This is a genomic window from Planococcus antarcticus DSM 14505 (assembly GCF_001687565.2).
GTDB classification, from domain to species: domain Bacteria; phylum Bacillota; class Bacilli; order Bacillales_A; family Planococcaceae; genus Planococcus; species Planococcus antarcticus.
In genome coordinates this window covers 652,583-665,989 of sequence record NZ_CP016534.2, presented here as the reverse complement: position 1 = coordinate 665,989, position 13,407 = coordinate 652,583, and the positions used below count along the sequence as shown (strand labels likewise).

Genomic DNA, 13,407 nt, shown 5'->3' with positions numbered 1-13,407 from the left:
TGGATGGCTATTGATTTTCAGCTTCTGTTGCAGGATGTAGACCTGAAACGATGACGTCGTCTTCGACCAGAATATACGGATGTGTTTCGAGCACCATTTTTTTAATGGTTTCCGGCATCGATTTGCTGGCGTATGCGCAAATCAATGGAAACTCTAATTTCTTCACTGCGACGTCGATGAGCTTATCAAAATCCTTTACCAAGTGGATAGGATCTTCCAATGTCGCCCATTCCACATGCGCCCATGACCGAAAAGTTGCTTGCCTCTCCAAATAAGGACCGACCGTTTTTTCGAAATACGCCTGGATTGCAGACGGATGGTAGCTGCCATTTGAATAATAAAAATCGTAGTTTTTTACAAAATGGATAAATTCCATTTGTGCCTTTGTAAGCTGGATCTTCAACTCAGCATCTATCTTTGGAGACAAACGGGGATTTTCAATTAGGATGACGTAATCCCCTGCTTCAACACCGTGCTTGGCATAAGCTACAACTTGATCGATATAATTTTGGGTTTTTTCGTAAGAATACAGCACATGGACATCGCGCCTTTCGTCAAATAACCGGAGCATGTTTTTGTTCAATTCATCACCCCTTTACTAAGTTGGTATCACCCTACCATAAAAGGGAACGTTCGTCCCCAATTTAGAGATCGTTTTGCTGTTATAATGAAGAAATTAGAGTAGCAACCAGACCTGCAATAAGCAAACCAACAGGTTGAAATCACTATAAACTTTATTGAAAAGAGGTATTCAATGATCAGCCAATTGAGTAAAATTTATCCTTCACTACAAGTTCACGCTCAAGGTACTCCAGCTGCCGATCCGGATTACAAATGGTTTTCTTCAGCAGACGGTCTTATTGTCGGCATCCACGAAATGGAACTTGCTCAGAAAGACTTGACGCTGTTGTCGGCATTTCTCACTCCTTATAACCCGAAGTTCCCGGTCAACACAGCTGAAGAAAAGAAATGGCTGGCTGCGGTAAATCCTGCCGAACAAGCTGATATCAACGAACTCCAATCGGATTCCCTCTACCGCTTTGTCCATTTCTCGATTCAGGAAAAGCAGATCAGTCCAGTTTCTTTCAAGCATGCAGTTGATGATTTCTCCGCCCAACAAGTTCCCATACTGTGGGAAAACGACCACGAGGGCATTCTTGTCGAATACTTGGCAAAGGAAGACGGTCCCATCTCCTATGAGGAGATCATTGACATATTAATGAGCGACCTGTATGTTAAAATCCGTTTTTTTGTCGGCCCTTTTCGGGACAGCCTGATCGATACGGCTGCTCATTACCGCTCAGTGACCACTGCCGCGAAGGCGATGGTCCTTCATTCCAATAAAGCAGTCACTAGGTATGTAGATGCTGTTCCCTATCTGTTAATCGGCCAAGCTCAGGAGCCATTGCTCAGTGATATCAGACAGACCATTTTGCAAGTCTATCAGGACGATGAAGAAACAGTGAAAATGCTCAAAACTTTTGTTGGCAATAACTTAAATATCTCTGAGACGTCAAAAGCACTGCATATGCACCGTAACAGCCTGCAATACCGGCTCGATCGCTTCCATGAAAATACTGGCATCGATGTCCGCAATTTCCATCATGCTATGGCTGTCTATTTGGCGATATTGATCCAAAAGTAAATGTGCACAAAAAAGCGCTTTCATTTTTAGGCAGTTTTGACATTCTCTTAAAACTGTCTTTCGGTTATGCTGTTACCCATGACATTACATTATTGGGGGAAAACAAATGACTGGCTTATCTTTAGTAAATATTAAAAAAGAATATGAAAAAGGCGTGGTGTCTGTACAAGACTTCAACCTTGAAATCCGCGATAAAGAGTTTTTGGTGTTGGTCGGCCCTTCAGGCTGTGGGAAATCAACAACACTCCGCATGATCGCTGGATTGGAAGACATTACAGAAGGTGATTTGTTTATCGGTGACAGAAGAGTCAACGACGTCTCACCAAAAGACCGCGACATTGCAATGGTCTTTCAAAACTACGCGCTGTATCCGCATATGACCGTTTATGAAAATATGGCTTTTAGTTTGAAATTACGCAAGATGAAGAAAGAAGATATCAAAGCCCGCGTAGCCAATGCTTCAAAAATCCTCGGGCTGGACGACTATTTGAACCGCAAACCAAAAGCGTTATCAGGCGGGCAGCGTCAGCGTGTCGCTTTAGGACGCGCAATTGTCCGTGACGCAAAAGTATTCCTGATGGATGAACCTTTATCGAATCTAGATGCAAAACTGCGTGTGCAGATGCGTGCAGAAATTCAAAAATTGCATCGCCGCTTGCAGACAACGACTGTCTATGTAACGCATGATCAGACGGAAGCTATGACCATGGCTACTCGCTTGGTCGTTATGAAAGACGGATTTATCCATCAAGTCGGTACACCAAAAGAAGTATACGATTTACCTGAAAACATTTTCGTTGGCGGATTTATCGGCTCGCCGTCTATGAACTTCCTGCGCGGCAAATTGGTCGGCAACCATTTTGTTATGGGTGACAACCAGGTCCTTATCCCTGAAGGCAAATTGAAGATGCTCAAAGAACAGGGCTATGAAACGAAAGATTTTGTCCTAGGCATCCGCCCTGAAGATATCCATGATGAGCCGCTTTTCCTTGAGCATTCACCGAATACGAAACTCAAAGCATACATCGATGTTGCAGAATTAATGGGCGCGGAAATCATCCTCTATTCCAAAATCGATGATCAGGATTTCGTAGCGCGCGTCGATTCGCGATTTAATGTCGAAGCAGACTCTACAATCGATATGGCCTTCGATATGAATAAAGCACATTTCTTCGATAGCGAATCCGAGCTGCGCATTCGTTGAGTGATTGTTTCTTCAGAAGGATAAATGTTTGCCACCGAGGGTTTTCGGTGGCTTTTTTTTGTTTGTTAGGTTGTGAGGGACAATCCTTGTAGAAGAATTTTTGTTCATGTAAGAGTATTTAGACTCCATGTAGAATCTTTAGCCATGCCTTATATACCAACAAAACAACTAGAACAAGAGCGGTCTATCCACACCCTCATTCTAGTTATTTAATCACTCTTCAAGCACCAACAACGCAGCACCCAAAATTCCAGCATCGTTTTTGAAACGCGCTACTTCAACTTCTAAGGGATTTAATAAAACCGTTTCGAGCTTTTGTTGGAGCGAATCCATCCACAAGTCAGCAGCTTCTGAAACACCACCGCCGATGATCAGCATTTCCATGTCGAATATGGCTTGTAAGTTGCTGATGACAAGCGCCAAGTCTGTGGTGAATTCTTCAACAATTTTCTTTGCATGTGGGTCCATACTGGCGTTTCCAAAAAGCTCAGGTGGTGTAATTGACAGTCCCGCTTCTTTGATCCGGCGTTGCAACGCAGTTCCCGAGACATACATTCCGCTGCACCCTAAACGTCCGCAAATACATTTCACACCATTTGGATACAGGGTCATATGGCCAAACTCTGCGGCTCCCCCGTTTGGACCGCCACTTAATAATTTGCCATCCCACAACACGCCACCACCAAGACCAGTTCCGAGTGTTAACACCACCACGCGATTTAGTCTTTGTGCTGCACCAAAATTTGCTTCGGCAAGGGCTACGACGTTTGCATCATTTTCGACTTCAACATGTTTGCCTGTCGCTTTTTCGAGCCATTCTTTTACAGGTGTGTTGCTCCAGCCAGATAATATTCTTGGAGAATAAATTACTTTTCCTCTCTCAGGATCAACAAAGCCATGGGTTCCGACGCCAATTGCCCGAACTTCTTGTTGAGCTGCTAAAATACGCAACACATTCTCTTCGAGATATGGATAAAGCGGATCGCGCGCCAGAATTTTTTCTTCGTATAAAATTTGTCCGTTTGTGTTGATGATGCCAAAGCGGATTTCTGTACCTCCGATATCAACTCCTAATACTTTTTCCATGGCGCCTCCTTATGGTTATCGTCTGATTTGGGCAAAATTTGTCTTTGACATCAGTATATCAATTGCAATGGAGTTCTTGCCTCCTTTAAGAATTAAATGAAGCGTCTGCTCATTTTTCTCTTGATTGTATCGAAAACACTTCTATCAAAAAAGGCCACCCAAAAGGGCAGCTCTACATCAAAAATTTTTGATTCCAGCGATGATCTGCTTCAAGGCATCGATGGATTTGAGTGGATCGGTTGCGCTATCCAATCGGTGGTTGATGTCTGGCAATAGTGTCAACTCCAAGTTAGGATTTGCCTTCAGCAATTCAAATGCACCTGGTGAATAATAGCGATCTTTATCGCCGATATAGCATTGTGCAGCATTTTTAGTGTTGACCATTGTGTTCAGCACTCGTTCTCGATTCAATAGCGGCGTGACCCATACGGCTTTGGCTTCGTTGAATTCAGAACGCTCCATTTCAGCTCCCATGGCAATCGTACCGAGAGATTTGCCGACCAGGTAAAAATCCTGATAGTTTCTTCCTTTGAGCACTTCACTAATCACTAAACGCACGTCGTGAACAATCGCCTCGTCCAATTCTTCCATGGTGAATTCATCGTAGGCCTTGTCTGTGTATTGATAATTAACCCGCAGAACATCGTAGCTTTTGTCTAAGAAAATTTCTTCTGCGAAATGAAACAGCGGACTTTTTGTCGTATAGCCGGCACCGGGCAAAAAGATGGCCAATTTTTTTGTATAGTCTTCTGTCAGCATCACTGTATAGGGAACTTCAATTCCCTTGTACCCCGTGACTTTGTTGTTGATTGCTTTCATAATTACCACTCCTATCTCTCTCTATTATAAAGAATATTCCATCAGTTTACTAAATATTTTCTAAATTGGTTATGATACAATCGATTTACCATTATTCTTTGAGGGAGGTTGACAGATGAAAACGGAAAAAGAAAAGATGTTGGCTGGGGAAATGTACGACCCGCAGGATGCTGAGCTACGCCAAAACCGTATGAATGCTCGCCGTCTTAGCCGTCTATTCAATGAAACAACCGAAATGGATGGTCAGGATCGCGCAGATCTCCTGAAAAAATTATTCGGCACGACCGGTGAAATTATCCACGTCGAACCGACAATCCGCTGTGACTACGGATTCAATATGCATGTCGGGGAAAACTTTTATGCTAATTTTGACTGTGTTTTTCTGGATATTTGCGAAATACGGATCGGTGACAATTGTATGATTGCACCGGGTGTCCACATTTACACGGCGACTCATCCGCTTGAACCCACTGCCCGGAATTCCGGCAAAGAATTCGGCAAGCCTATCACAATTGGCGACAATGTCTGGATTGGCGGCCGCGCCATCATTAACCCCGGCATCACAATCGGCGACAATGCCATCATCGCGGCCGGTGCCGTCGTTACCAAAAACGTGTCCGCCAATTCCGTAGTCGGTGGCAATCCAGCAAAGATCATCCGTCATATTGAAGAATAACTAGCAATACGCTCTGGCGTGTTGCTTTGTTGTGTAAGTTGAACATATGTATCTTCAAATTTTAGATATTCCGCAAAACAACTCCGCTTTCCGGCGGGCTTATGCCGAAGTGGCGGGAGAAAGTTAGTTTTTTAGTTCAACTCGCATTGTTAAAAATTTGAAATGTCTGTGATAATGTTTTGCAAAATCTCAATAGAATTGATGGGTTTATCTCCGTACTCCAAACTGTGGTTCAACCCAGAATACAGGTTCGACACCAGGTTCGGATTGGCTGACAGCCTGCTCTAGTCTTCTTTCGAATAATAACGATCCTGATTACCAATAAAACAAAATGCTTGATGAGGATTCTGAATCATTGCCTCCAACATGTCCTGCTGATTGATCAGCGGCGTCAGCCAAATCGCTTTGGCTTTTTCAAAACGTTGCTTTTTTAATTCCACGCTCATTGCGATTGTCCCGAGTGATTTTCCAACTATATAAACCTCCTCGTATAAATGATTTGAAAAGAATTTATCCAAAACAGCAGCTGTATCCACTTTCACCGCTCTGTACAACTCTTCATTTGTAAACTCATCATATTTCTCATCTACATACCGGTAATCCACCCGCAACACATCATAGCCGCGGTTTAAATACACCTCTTCTGTGAAATGAAACAAAGGAGATGTTGTATGGTAGCCAGCACCCGGAAGAAAGATTGCCAGAGTTTTAAGTTTTTTATCATTTTGAATATAATGGTATGCAATGGCTAAATCCTTGTAGCCTTTGACACTGCCTCTAATCCATCTCATTGCTTCTCCTCCTTTTCACCATTACACAAAAAATATTGTATTTTTATTCACTGTTACTTGTAAACGCTTTTCCTTTTTGACAGGGCTATATTCAACCTACTTATTTGTGCCGCAAGATCAACGTTTTGTTTAGCCTACACGCAACACAAAAAATCCCATAAGCGCCAACTGCCGCTTGTGGGATGCTGCTTAACCTTATGCCTACAATTCCACTGTCATGCCCGCTCCGCTTGCCTTCACTTTACTGTAGACACCTTTACCAACTGCCAAATCAAAATAGGCGGCGCCAACACATTTGAAAAATGTGATTTCAGATTCTGATTCGCGCGCTGCAGCACCTCCGACGATCAATTGGCCGAGTTCGGCATGTAGCTGATCGAATGACCATGCACCACTTTCAACACTTTGGATCAATTCGCCTGCTTCGTCTTTGACACCGGCTATATCGTCAGCCACAATTTTATCCGCACGCAAGATAGTCGTTTGGTCCATTTCACGCATGCTCGGTAAATAGGAACCAACACCGTTAATATGTGTGCCGGGTTTCAGATCTTCTCCATTGAACACGGGCTCATTCGAACGCGTCGCACAGCAGATGATGTCTGCTTGCTGAACAGCTGACGAGACGATGGTTTCGACCGTATACGGAATCTCGATGCCAAACGCCAACAAGCTCTCGCCGAAGCGCTCTGCTTTTTCAGGTGTCCGATTGACCAAAATAATTTTTTCAATCGTCCGAACAGCTAATATGCCGAGCACTTGCTCGAACGCCATCCCGCCTGTACCGATGACCGTCAGCACTCGACTTTCTTTGCGCGCCAATAAATCTGTAGCAATGCCGCTAAGTGCACCCGTGCGTAACCGGGTTAAATAAGAAGCGGTCATCATCGCGACATGTTCCCCATTATTGCCGTCGGATAAAAGAATGACGCCTTGCGTGGTCGGCTTACCGTGTGCTGGATTTTCTGGGAAGATGGTGACGATTTTGACGCCTGAAATTTTATTGACCATATCAGCGCTCGGCATATAAAGTGATGAGGCCTGCCGTTCCGGGAAATCAAAGACGGTGCGATGCGGGCTATTGATCTGGCCCTGCTCTTTTGCTCGGAGTACTTCCGTGACGTCACGGATGGCGTCCTTCATATGATATTGTTGCTGAATCTGCTGTTCGTTGATGAGAAGCATGAATATCCTCCTAAAAATATGCGCTCAAACGCGGCTTTCTTTTGTTGCGAATGTTGGTTTCGTTTTCGGTTGAGCTTGCTTGCCGCTCAAATCTTTTACTGCCCAAATGGACAGCAGCGAAATGACAGCTGTCAAGACGATATACAGCGCTACCGGAACGTAAGAGTTATCGAATGTCGCCAGCAGGAACGTGGCGACCAATGGCGCAGTTCCACCCGCTAATGCAGCACCGATTTGATAACCCAATGTGACTCCAGTATAACGCACTTTGGCGTCAAAGATTTCTGAGAACATCGTGCCGAGAACCGCTGTGATTGGCGCCCAGATAACACCAAGGCCAATGATAGTCGCAGCGATCAATAAAACCACAGAACCTTGCTGCAACATCCAGAAGTATGGAAAAGCGAACAAGCCCATCGCTACCGCTCCTGTAACATACATCTTTTTGCGACCAACTCGGTCGGACAACGAACCCATAATCGGTATCAAAATTGTCGTTATAATAGTCGCGATCATAACAGCCGCTAGTGTAGCCGTTCTTGAAAATTCAAGGTTTGTTGTTGCGTAAGATACAACGAACGTTCCGAAAATGTAAAATGGTGCCGTTTCGACCACTTTTGCGCCAATGGCAATCAACACCTCACGCCAGTGGTATTTTAATGTTTCCACAATCGGTAATTTGGGAATGTCACCGGATGCTTGCACGGCTTTAAATTCTGGGGTTTCATCGATCCCTTTACGAATCCATAGACCGAAAATCACCAAGAACGCACTCAGGATAAACGGCACGCGCCAGCCCCAACTCAGAAAAGCCGCTTCTGGCAATAACGTCATGACATACAGCGCCAACGTTCCCATCATCATTCCGATAGTGACGCCCATCTGTGGGATACTGCCGAAAAATCCACGTCTTTCAGGTGGTGCATATTCAGTGGCGAGCAGCAATGCCCCTCCCCATTCTCCGCCAATGCCAAGACCTTGGATCAAGCGAAGCGTAATCAACAAGATCGGTGCGGCGATTCCGATTGCCTGATAGGTCGGCAATAAACCCATAGCGAACGTCGCAAAGCCCATTAAACTTAAGGTAATGACCAATGTCTTTTTACGACCGATGCGGTCACCGATATGGCTGAAGATAATACCGCCGAATGGACGAATAAAGAATGATAACGCAAACGATGCATAAGCGAGCATCAGTCCAACGGTCGGATCTTCATTGACAAAAAATAATTGGTTAAAGACTAATGCTGCCATTGTGCCATAGAGAAAATAATCAAACCACTCAATTGAGCTTCCCACGAGACTTGCCGTTAAAACTTTGCGTGTTTGTTTTTTATCCATTCTATTTTCCCCCTTGCGAATAAATTGAAGTGACACTTTAATTTTCCCTTTTCAACAGTCTAATTAGTTAACAATATTCTGTCAATGTATTGCGGAAATTTTATTTTCTCCTCTATGTAAGTTATGATGAGTGCAGAACATTTAGTAAAGTGGGGTTTCTGCATGTCACATGGAACAATTGGAGTTACATTAAAAAGCCTTCGCAAAGAGCGAAACATGACCTTGAAAGAGCTAGCGGAGCAAACCAACGTCTCCATCAGTTTCCTATCACAAGTCGAGCGCGGAAAATCCAGCGTGACGCTGGAATCCCTGCGAAAAATAGCAGATGCCTTGAATGTCGATCCTAGTCTTTTTTTCGCAAATGAAACCGAAAACGCCGGTTGGGCTACGCGTCTTGAACGATTTTTTTATCAGGATTTGTCACATGGTGTGAAAGAAGCTACTTTCGTACCGATGCTAGTGACCATGAAGCCAGGCGATTCGGAAGGCAATCCATTCGCCCATAGCGGCTATGAATTTTTATTCGTAGTCGACGGCGTGTTGACGGTCGAAGTAGATGGCGAACGCACCGAGCTCGCCCCACAGCAGTCAACTCTGTTCGATGCACGTAAAAAACATTATTGGTTCAACTTAACCCAACAAGATGTACGGTTTTTACTAGTATCATCCAAAACGAATTAAGGAGAGTCCGTCTATGCATCCAATCAAAGATCCGCAAGTAGATGAATTTATCGAAGGGCTAGAAAGTCCGACACAGGAAATTGCAGCGCAACTGCGCACATTGGTGTTTGAAGCCTATCCGGAAATGGACGAAGGCTTTAAATGGTCCAAGCCAAGCTATGCCAAAGAAGGTCTTGTTTGTTATATGGAGACGGCCAAAAGCCACGTCAACTTCGGCTTCTACCGAGGCGCTGAACTTCGCGACGAGTCCAACTTGCTGGAGGGTGACGGCAAAAAAATGCGCCATGTGCGGCTGAACCGGACAGACGAAATCCATGCCGATGAACTCAAGCTGCTGATTTGGGATGCAGTGGAGTTAAATAGAAGATAACGAAAAGCGCAAGCGCCCGTGTAGATTCGACGGGCATAAGACAGACCAGCAGTGTGGCGCTCTTTGCCACGCAGCTGGGTTGACTTATGACCCTAGAATCTGGGCGCTTGCGCTAGACAATCAGAAAAGCGCAAAAATCACCTTTCTTAAACATAAAAAAAACGAGGCGCAATCCGCCTTGTTTTTTTTATTTCATTGCTTCAAAGGTAATGATGGAGTCTGCATTTTTCGGGTATTCACCATATTGATAGCCTGTTGAAATGGTGATGTCGCTGAACCCGACACCTTCGAGGATGGTCTTGAATTCGTCGACACCATACCAACGCATCGGATAGCGCTCAAGTTCCGCTTCGACCAGCCGGCCTTCGCGCCAGCGTTCATAGCGGCCCTGCGAAACGAAATATTGTCGAATCCAGTCAACTTCGATTTTCTTGCTTTCCACGGTCAGCGTGTCGCCATTAGCAGCCTGCCAAGTTCGAGTCGAGGTTTTCTCGAGTTCGATATCGGATGGTACATGCAAATCGACAATCAAGCGGCCTCCTGTTTCTAGATGGCTATAGAAATTCTGCAAAGCCTGAAGCGATTTTTCGCGTTCGTGGAGCAATAGGAATGTCCCCGTCGGAATGATAATTGCAGCGTACTTTGCATCGATCGAGAACGACTCCATTTTTGCATGAAATAACTTTGGTGCGAACCCCCATTTTTCACAATTGGAATGGCACACTTGGAGCATTTCCTCAGATACGTCAAAGCCGTCCACTTGAAACCCTTGTTCCAGGAGTGGCACCAGCAAACGCCCTGTTCCCGTTGCCGGCTCCAGGATTCGTCCTTTGCACGAAGCCAGCCGCTCCGAGTAATATTCGATGTCCCCAAATGAACTGCCGATCGGCTTATCGAGATTATAGACTTCCGATGACAACCTGCTGTAGTACCCTAACAATTCCTCACCCCATCTGATTTATGAAATCATCGTCAAGTTAACGATGACCGCAATGATATTCGGCACAGCGATCATGACTGCGTTTTTCATTTTTGTTACACGCTGTTGTTTTTCTCGACGTTTTTCTGAACTTGTTGTTCTTGTCGACTTGTTCTTGCCTGTTCCCAAAGCCAACACGCCCCAAATCAATGCGATGCCAGCAGTAAGTCCGCTAATGATAGAGACCAGTGACCAATCAGTTGTTAAATAAGCAACCAGCACGCCGATCAAGGCGATTATTGTTCCAATCAAAAAATATTTCATACTATTGTTCTCTCCTTTAGGTACTGTGAGTAGCTAAAATTTCCCTGCATATTAATATTATCAAATGTCACGCCTTAGAGGTAGCCGGGAGGAGTGATTTTTGTGTTCGATGTGGAAGATTTGGCTTTCTGGGTGATGGGTTGGAATTTGTACATGACAGTTCGAGATTTCTACACGACAACTGGAAGCTTCTATATGAACTTTTCGTCTCTTTACACGGCTACACGTACGCTGGATGCCACATTCCATTTATCCTCCCAAGAAACCGCAAAAGAAAGCAGTTCTCCTCTACGAACTGAGTTTCGCTACCTGACACTGCTGATCTCATTAAGCAGGCTGGTTTAAGCCCAAACTTTTAAGAACCTAAATTAACATATACCAAAAGCTGTTCGCAATCGCGTACAGCTTTCTCTAATTTCATAATTTCCGGTAACGCTTCAAGGCGAAGACGTTCAAGAAGATGAAAACCGCTGCAAAAGCAGTGAGTGCCAGCAAGTTATTCGACACATCCACTAAGCCTTCCCCTCTGTACATAATGGCTTTCAGGGCGTCGGCTGCGTAATACAAGGGCATAATGCGGCTAAGATTTTGCAGCCAATCAGCCATGCCTTCAAGTGGAATGATCCCAGCAAAAAAGATTTGTGGAATCACAACAATCGAGATAAACTGAACCATCTGAAATTCAGAAGACGCGAAAGTCGACAAGAGAATGCCAAGTGATAACGCCACCAAAGCCAGCAGCAGGTTGATAATAATAACGTGCCATACTTGGCCAATCATGACCATATCTAATACTTGAATTGAGTAGAACACAACGATGATCGTCTGGATGATAGCGAAAATACCAAAGCCAGTCAGGTAGGCCAAAACGATTTCCCATCGCCGGATTGGCGTCGCAAGCAACCGCTCCAATGTTCCCGACACCCGTTCTTTCAATAAACCAATTCCAGAAATCAAGAACACGAAAAAGAAGACGAAAAAGCCGACCAATATCGGTCCAAGAACATCAAAGAATTCTGTTTCTGCATCCCCGTAAATATATTCGGCATCAATGCTTGCGGGCGCACCCGCTCCAGCTTGCATAGCAGACACTTGTGTGACTTGCATCAACAACGCCCGTGAAGTGCTTGGGTCATCATTTTCCAATGTTAGCTGAAATCCGACTTCATCGATTTCCAGCAAACCATCCAGTTTATCCGCAATGATGATTTGATTGTCAGCTTCGTCATAGGAAACCACGTCAATCGATGCATTTCCCAAGGCAGCGATGAGCGGATCGCTTGCTCCGACAACCCCGAGCTGCGGGTTATCGTTGTCGCCGTTGAAAAAGAAATACATCAGGGTCAGCACAATCAACGGTGCAAAAAACAGCAGCGCCATCGTACGTTTATCACGAAGCAACTGCAGCATGATGCGTTGGATTAATGCCATAATTCTCATCGTGCATCCCTCCCCGCCTGCAAAAAGACACCTTCCAAGTCAGTCGCTCCATATGTCGCCTTTAATTCGCCTGGCGTCCCGGCTGCCAGAATGCCACCTTCACGGACCATAGCAATGCGGTCGCATTTTTCCGCTTCGTCCATAACATGCGTGGTCACGATGATAGTCTTGCCATGTTCCCTTTTCAAGAGCATCAATTCACTCCAAATCGACAGCCGAAGTTCCGGATCGATGCCGACGGTCGGTTCATCGAGAATCAGGATGTGCGGATCATGAACTAAAGCGATTGCCAACGACAAGCGCCGTTTCATGCCACCTGAATAAGCAGAGACTTTCTTGCCCAGCTCACCGGTCAGCTGGACCAAATCTGCCGCATAAGCGATTCGTTCCTTTAGCTTCGACTTTTTCATGTTGTACAGTGAAGCGAAAAATCTCAAGTTTTCCTTACCGGTCAATTCCGGATACAGCGCATCCGATTGCGCCATGTAGCCAATATCCTGGAGCAACGTCAGATTCGGTAATCGTTTACCGAGCACATCCACAGTACCGGCACTCGGCGAATCAATGCCCACGATCATCTTCACTAAAGTGGTTTTCCCCGACCCTGATGGACCAATCAACCCAAAAATTTCGCCACCTGCAATTTGCAGATTGACTCGATCGAGCACGGCCGTTTTCCCATAGTTTTTGTTGAGATTGTTGATGGAGATGCTAGTGTTCATGTGCATTCCCTCCAATCAAATAAAAGCCTTTTGTTACTTTGTATTCTACGCTCATTTCAAAAAAAGCAAAGCAGCGGGTCTACTGCTTTGCTTAATTTTTATTAAGGATGCGTTTATTTTTTCTGGTACTTTGGTTTTTCTTTGTGTCTAAGTTTCGGCAGCCAAATTCTAAGGTCATAAGCCACTCTGGTGTCCAGTTGCAGT

General features: G+C 44.9%; 16 protein-coding genes. 6 read left to right on the top strand and 10 right to left on the bottom strand.

The window, feature by feature from the left end; all coding sequences use genetic code 11:
• Positions 1-7: 7 nt before the first annotated feature.
• Positions 8-583: an MEDS domain-containing protein gene (locus BBH88_RS03435; RefSeq protein WP_006828591.1), complete on the bottom strand. Its 576-nt coding sequence runs from the start codon at positions 581-583 to the stop codon at positions 8-10.
• A gap of 171 nt (positions 584-754) precedes the next feature.
• On the opposite strand from BBH88_RS03435, the gene BBH88_RS03430 reads away from it, so the two are divergent.
• Entirely contained in the window at positions 755-1,645 is an 891-nt protein-coding gene (locus BBH88_RS03430; RefSeq protein ID WP_006828592.1) for a PucR family transcriptional regulator, read from the top strand.
• A 106-nt stretch (positions 1,646-1,751) separates the two neighbouring features.
• Positions 1,752-2,849: an ABC transporter ATP-binding protein gene (locus BBH88_RS03425; protein ID WP_006828593.1), complete on the top strand. Its 1,098-nt coding sequence runs from the start codon at positions 1,752-1,754 to the stop codon at positions 2,847-2,849.
• A gap of 213 nt (positions 2,850-3,062) precedes the next feature.
• Here the strand turns inward: BBH88_RS03425 and BBH88_RS03420 are convergent, their stop codons facing one another.
• Together BBH88_RS03420 and BBH88_RS03415 are read right to left on the bottom strand one after the other, a co-directional pair.
• Positions 3,063-3,935, bottom strand: a complete 873-nt coding sequence (locus tag BBH88_RS03420) for an ROK family protein (protein ID WP_065537283.1) — start codon at positions 3,933-3,935, stop codon at positions 3,063-3,065.
• A 177-nt stretch (positions 3,936-4,112) separates the two neighbouring features.
• On the bottom strand, positions 4,113-4,754 hold the full coding sequence (locus BBH88_RS03415; RefSeq protein WP_065537284.1) for an alpha/beta fold hydrolase: 642 nt from the start codon (positions 4,752-4,754) through the stop codon (positions 4,113-4,115).
• 115 nt (positions 4,755-4,869) lie between these two features.
• Between BBH88_RS03415 and BBH88_RS03410 the strand changes: the two genes are divergently transcribed.
• On the top strand, positions 4,870-5,430 hold the full coding sequence (locus BBH88_RS03410) for a maltose acetyltransferase domain-containing protein (protein ID WP_006828596.1): 561 nt from the start codon (positions 4,870-4,872) through the stop codon (positions 5,428-5,430).
• A gap of 284 nt (positions 5,431-5,714) precedes the next feature.
• On the opposite strand, the gene BBH88_RS03405 is transcribed toward BBH88_RS03410, so the two are convergent.
• The 3 genes from BBH88_RS03405 to BBH88_RS03395 form a co-directional block, all read right to left on the bottom strand.
• On the bottom strand, positions 5,715-6,221 hold the full coding sequence (locus BBH88_RS03405) for an alpha/beta fold hydrolase (RefSeq protein WP_083387738.1): 507 nt from the start codon (positions 6,219-6,221) through the stop codon (positions 5,715-5,717).
• 201 nt (positions 6,222-6,422) lie between these two features.
• Positions 6,423-7,406, bottom strand: a complete 984-nt coding sequence (locus tag BBH88_RS03400; RefSeq protein WP_006828598.1) for an ornithine cyclodeaminase family protein — start codon at positions 7,404-7,406, stop codon at positions 6,423-6,425.
• A gap of 24 nt (positions 7,407-7,430) precedes the next feature.
• The gene (locus BBH88_RS03395; RefSeq protein ID WP_006828599.1) at positions 7,431-8,747 is read right to left on the bottom strand and encodes an MFS transporter; all 1,317 of its coding nucleotides are present in this window, start codon (positions 8,745-8,747) and stop codon (positions 7,431-7,433) included.
• Between the two features lie 162 nt (positions 8,748-8,909).
• Between BBH88_RS03395 and BBH88_RS03390 the strand changes: the two genes are divergently transcribed.
• The gene (locus BBH88_RS03390) at positions 8,910-9,428 is read left to right on the top strand and encodes a helix-turn-helix domain-containing protein (protein ID WP_006828600.1); all 519 of its coding nucleotides are present in this window, start codon (positions 8,910-8,912) and stop codon (positions 9,426-9,428) included.
• Positions 9,429-9,441: 13 nt separating this feature from the next.
• A complete protein-coding gene (locus tag BBH88_RS03385; RefSeq protein ID WP_006828601.1) occupies positions 9,442-9,798 on the top strand; it encodes a DUF1801 domain-containing protein in 357 nt (118 codons plus the stop codon).
• 187 nt (positions 9,799-9,985) lie between these two features.
• On the opposite strand, the gene BBH88_RS03380 is transcribed toward BBH88_RS03385, so the two are convergent.
• Both BBH88_RS03380 and BBH88_RS03375 read right to left on the bottom strand, forming a co-directional pair.
• Entirely contained in the window at positions 9,986-10,738 is a 753-nt protein-coding gene (locus tag BBH88_RS03380; protein ID WP_040851858.1) for a class I SAM-dependent methyltransferase, read from the bottom strand.
• An 18-nt stretch (positions 10,739-10,756) separates the two neighbouring features.
• Positions 10,757-11,041 carry a DUF5316 domain-containing protein gene (locus tag BBH88_RS03375; RefSeq protein ID WP_006828603.1) on the bottom strand — a complete coding sequence of 95 codons (285 nt, stop codon included), beginning with the start codon at positions 11,039-11,041 and terminating at the stop codon, positions 10,757-10,759.
• A gap of 102 nt (positions 11,042-11,143) precedes the next feature.
• Between BBH88_RS03375 and BBH88_RS03370 the strand changes: the two genes are divergently transcribed.
• On the top strand, positions 11,144-11,386 hold the full coding sequence (locus tag BBH88_RS03370; RefSeq protein ID WP_006828604.1) for a hypothetical protein: 243 nt from the start codon (positions 11,144-11,146) through the stop codon (positions 11,384-11,386).
• Between the two features lie 72 nt (positions 11,387-11,458).
• On the opposite strand, the gene BBH88_RS03365 is transcribed toward BBH88_RS03370, so the two are convergent.
• Entirely contained in the window at positions 11,459-12,481 is a 1,023-nt protein-coding gene (locus tag BBH88_RS03365; protein ID WP_065537285.1) for an ABC transporter permease, read from the bottom strand.
• On the bottom strand, positions 12,478-13,203 hold the full coding sequence (locus BBH88_RS03360) for an ABC transporter ATP-binding protein (RefSeq protein WP_065537286.1): 726 nt from the start codon (positions 13,201-13,203) through the stop codon (positions 12,478-12,480). The genes BBH88_RS03365 and BBH88_RS03360 overlap by 4 nt, the downstream gene beginning before the upstream one ends.
• Positions 13,204-13,407: the final 204 nt, after the last annotated feature.

Bases quoted from the DNA above. Each gene is read 5' to 3' on its own strand.
- BBH88_RS03430 (WP_006828592.1), top strand. From the start codon at position 755: ATGATCAGCCAATTGAGTAAAATTTATCCTTCACTACAAGTTCACGCT.
- BBH88_RS03425 (WP_006828593.1), top strand. From the start codon at position 1,752: ATGACTGGCTTATCTTTAGTAAATATTAAAAAAGAATATGAAAAAGGC.
- BBH88_RS03420 (WP_065537283.1), bottom strand. From the start codon at position 3,935: ATGGAAAAAGTATTAGGAGTTGATATCGGAGGTACAGAAATCCGCTTT.
- BBH88_RS03415 (WP_065537284.1), bottom strand. From the start codon at position 4,754: ATGAAAGCAATCAACAACAAAGTCACGGGGTACAAGGGAATTGAAGTT.
- BBH88_RS03410 (WP_006828596.1), top strand. From the start codon at position 4,870: ATGAAAACGGAAAAAGAAAAGATGTTGGCTGGGGAAATGTACGACCCG.
- BBH88_RS03405 (WP_083387738.1), bottom strand. From the start codon at position 6,221: ATGAGATGGATTAGAGGCAGTGTCAAAGGCTACAAGGATTTAGCCATT.
- BBH88_RS03400 (WP_006828598.1), bottom strand. From the start codon at position 7,406: ATGCTTCTCATCAACGAACAGCAGATTCAGCAACAATATCATATGAAG.
- BBH88_RS03395 (WP_006828599.1), bottom strand. From the start codon at position 8,747: ATGGATAAAAAACAAACACGCAAAGTTTTAACGGCAAGTCTCGTGGGA.
- BBH88_RS03390 (WP_006828600.1), top strand. From the start codon at position 8,910: ATGTCACATGGAACAATTGGAGTTACATTAAAAAGCCTTCGCAAAGAG.
- BBH88_RS03385 (WP_006828601.1), top strand. From the start codon at position 9,442: ATGCATCCAATCAAAGATCCGCAAGTAGATGAATTTATCGAAGGGCTA.
- BBH88_RS03375 (WP_006828603.1), bottom strand. From the start codon at position 11,041: ATGAAATATTTTTTGATTGGAACAATAATCGCCTTGATCGGCGTGCTG.
- BBH88_RS03365 (WP_065537285.1), bottom strand. From the start codon at position 12,481: ATGAGAATTATGGCATTAATCCAACGCATCATGCTGCAGTTGCTTCGT.
- BBH88_RS03360 (WP_065537286.1), bottom strand. From the start codon at position 13,203: ATGAACACTAGCATCTCCATCAACAATCTCAACAAAAACTATGGGAAA.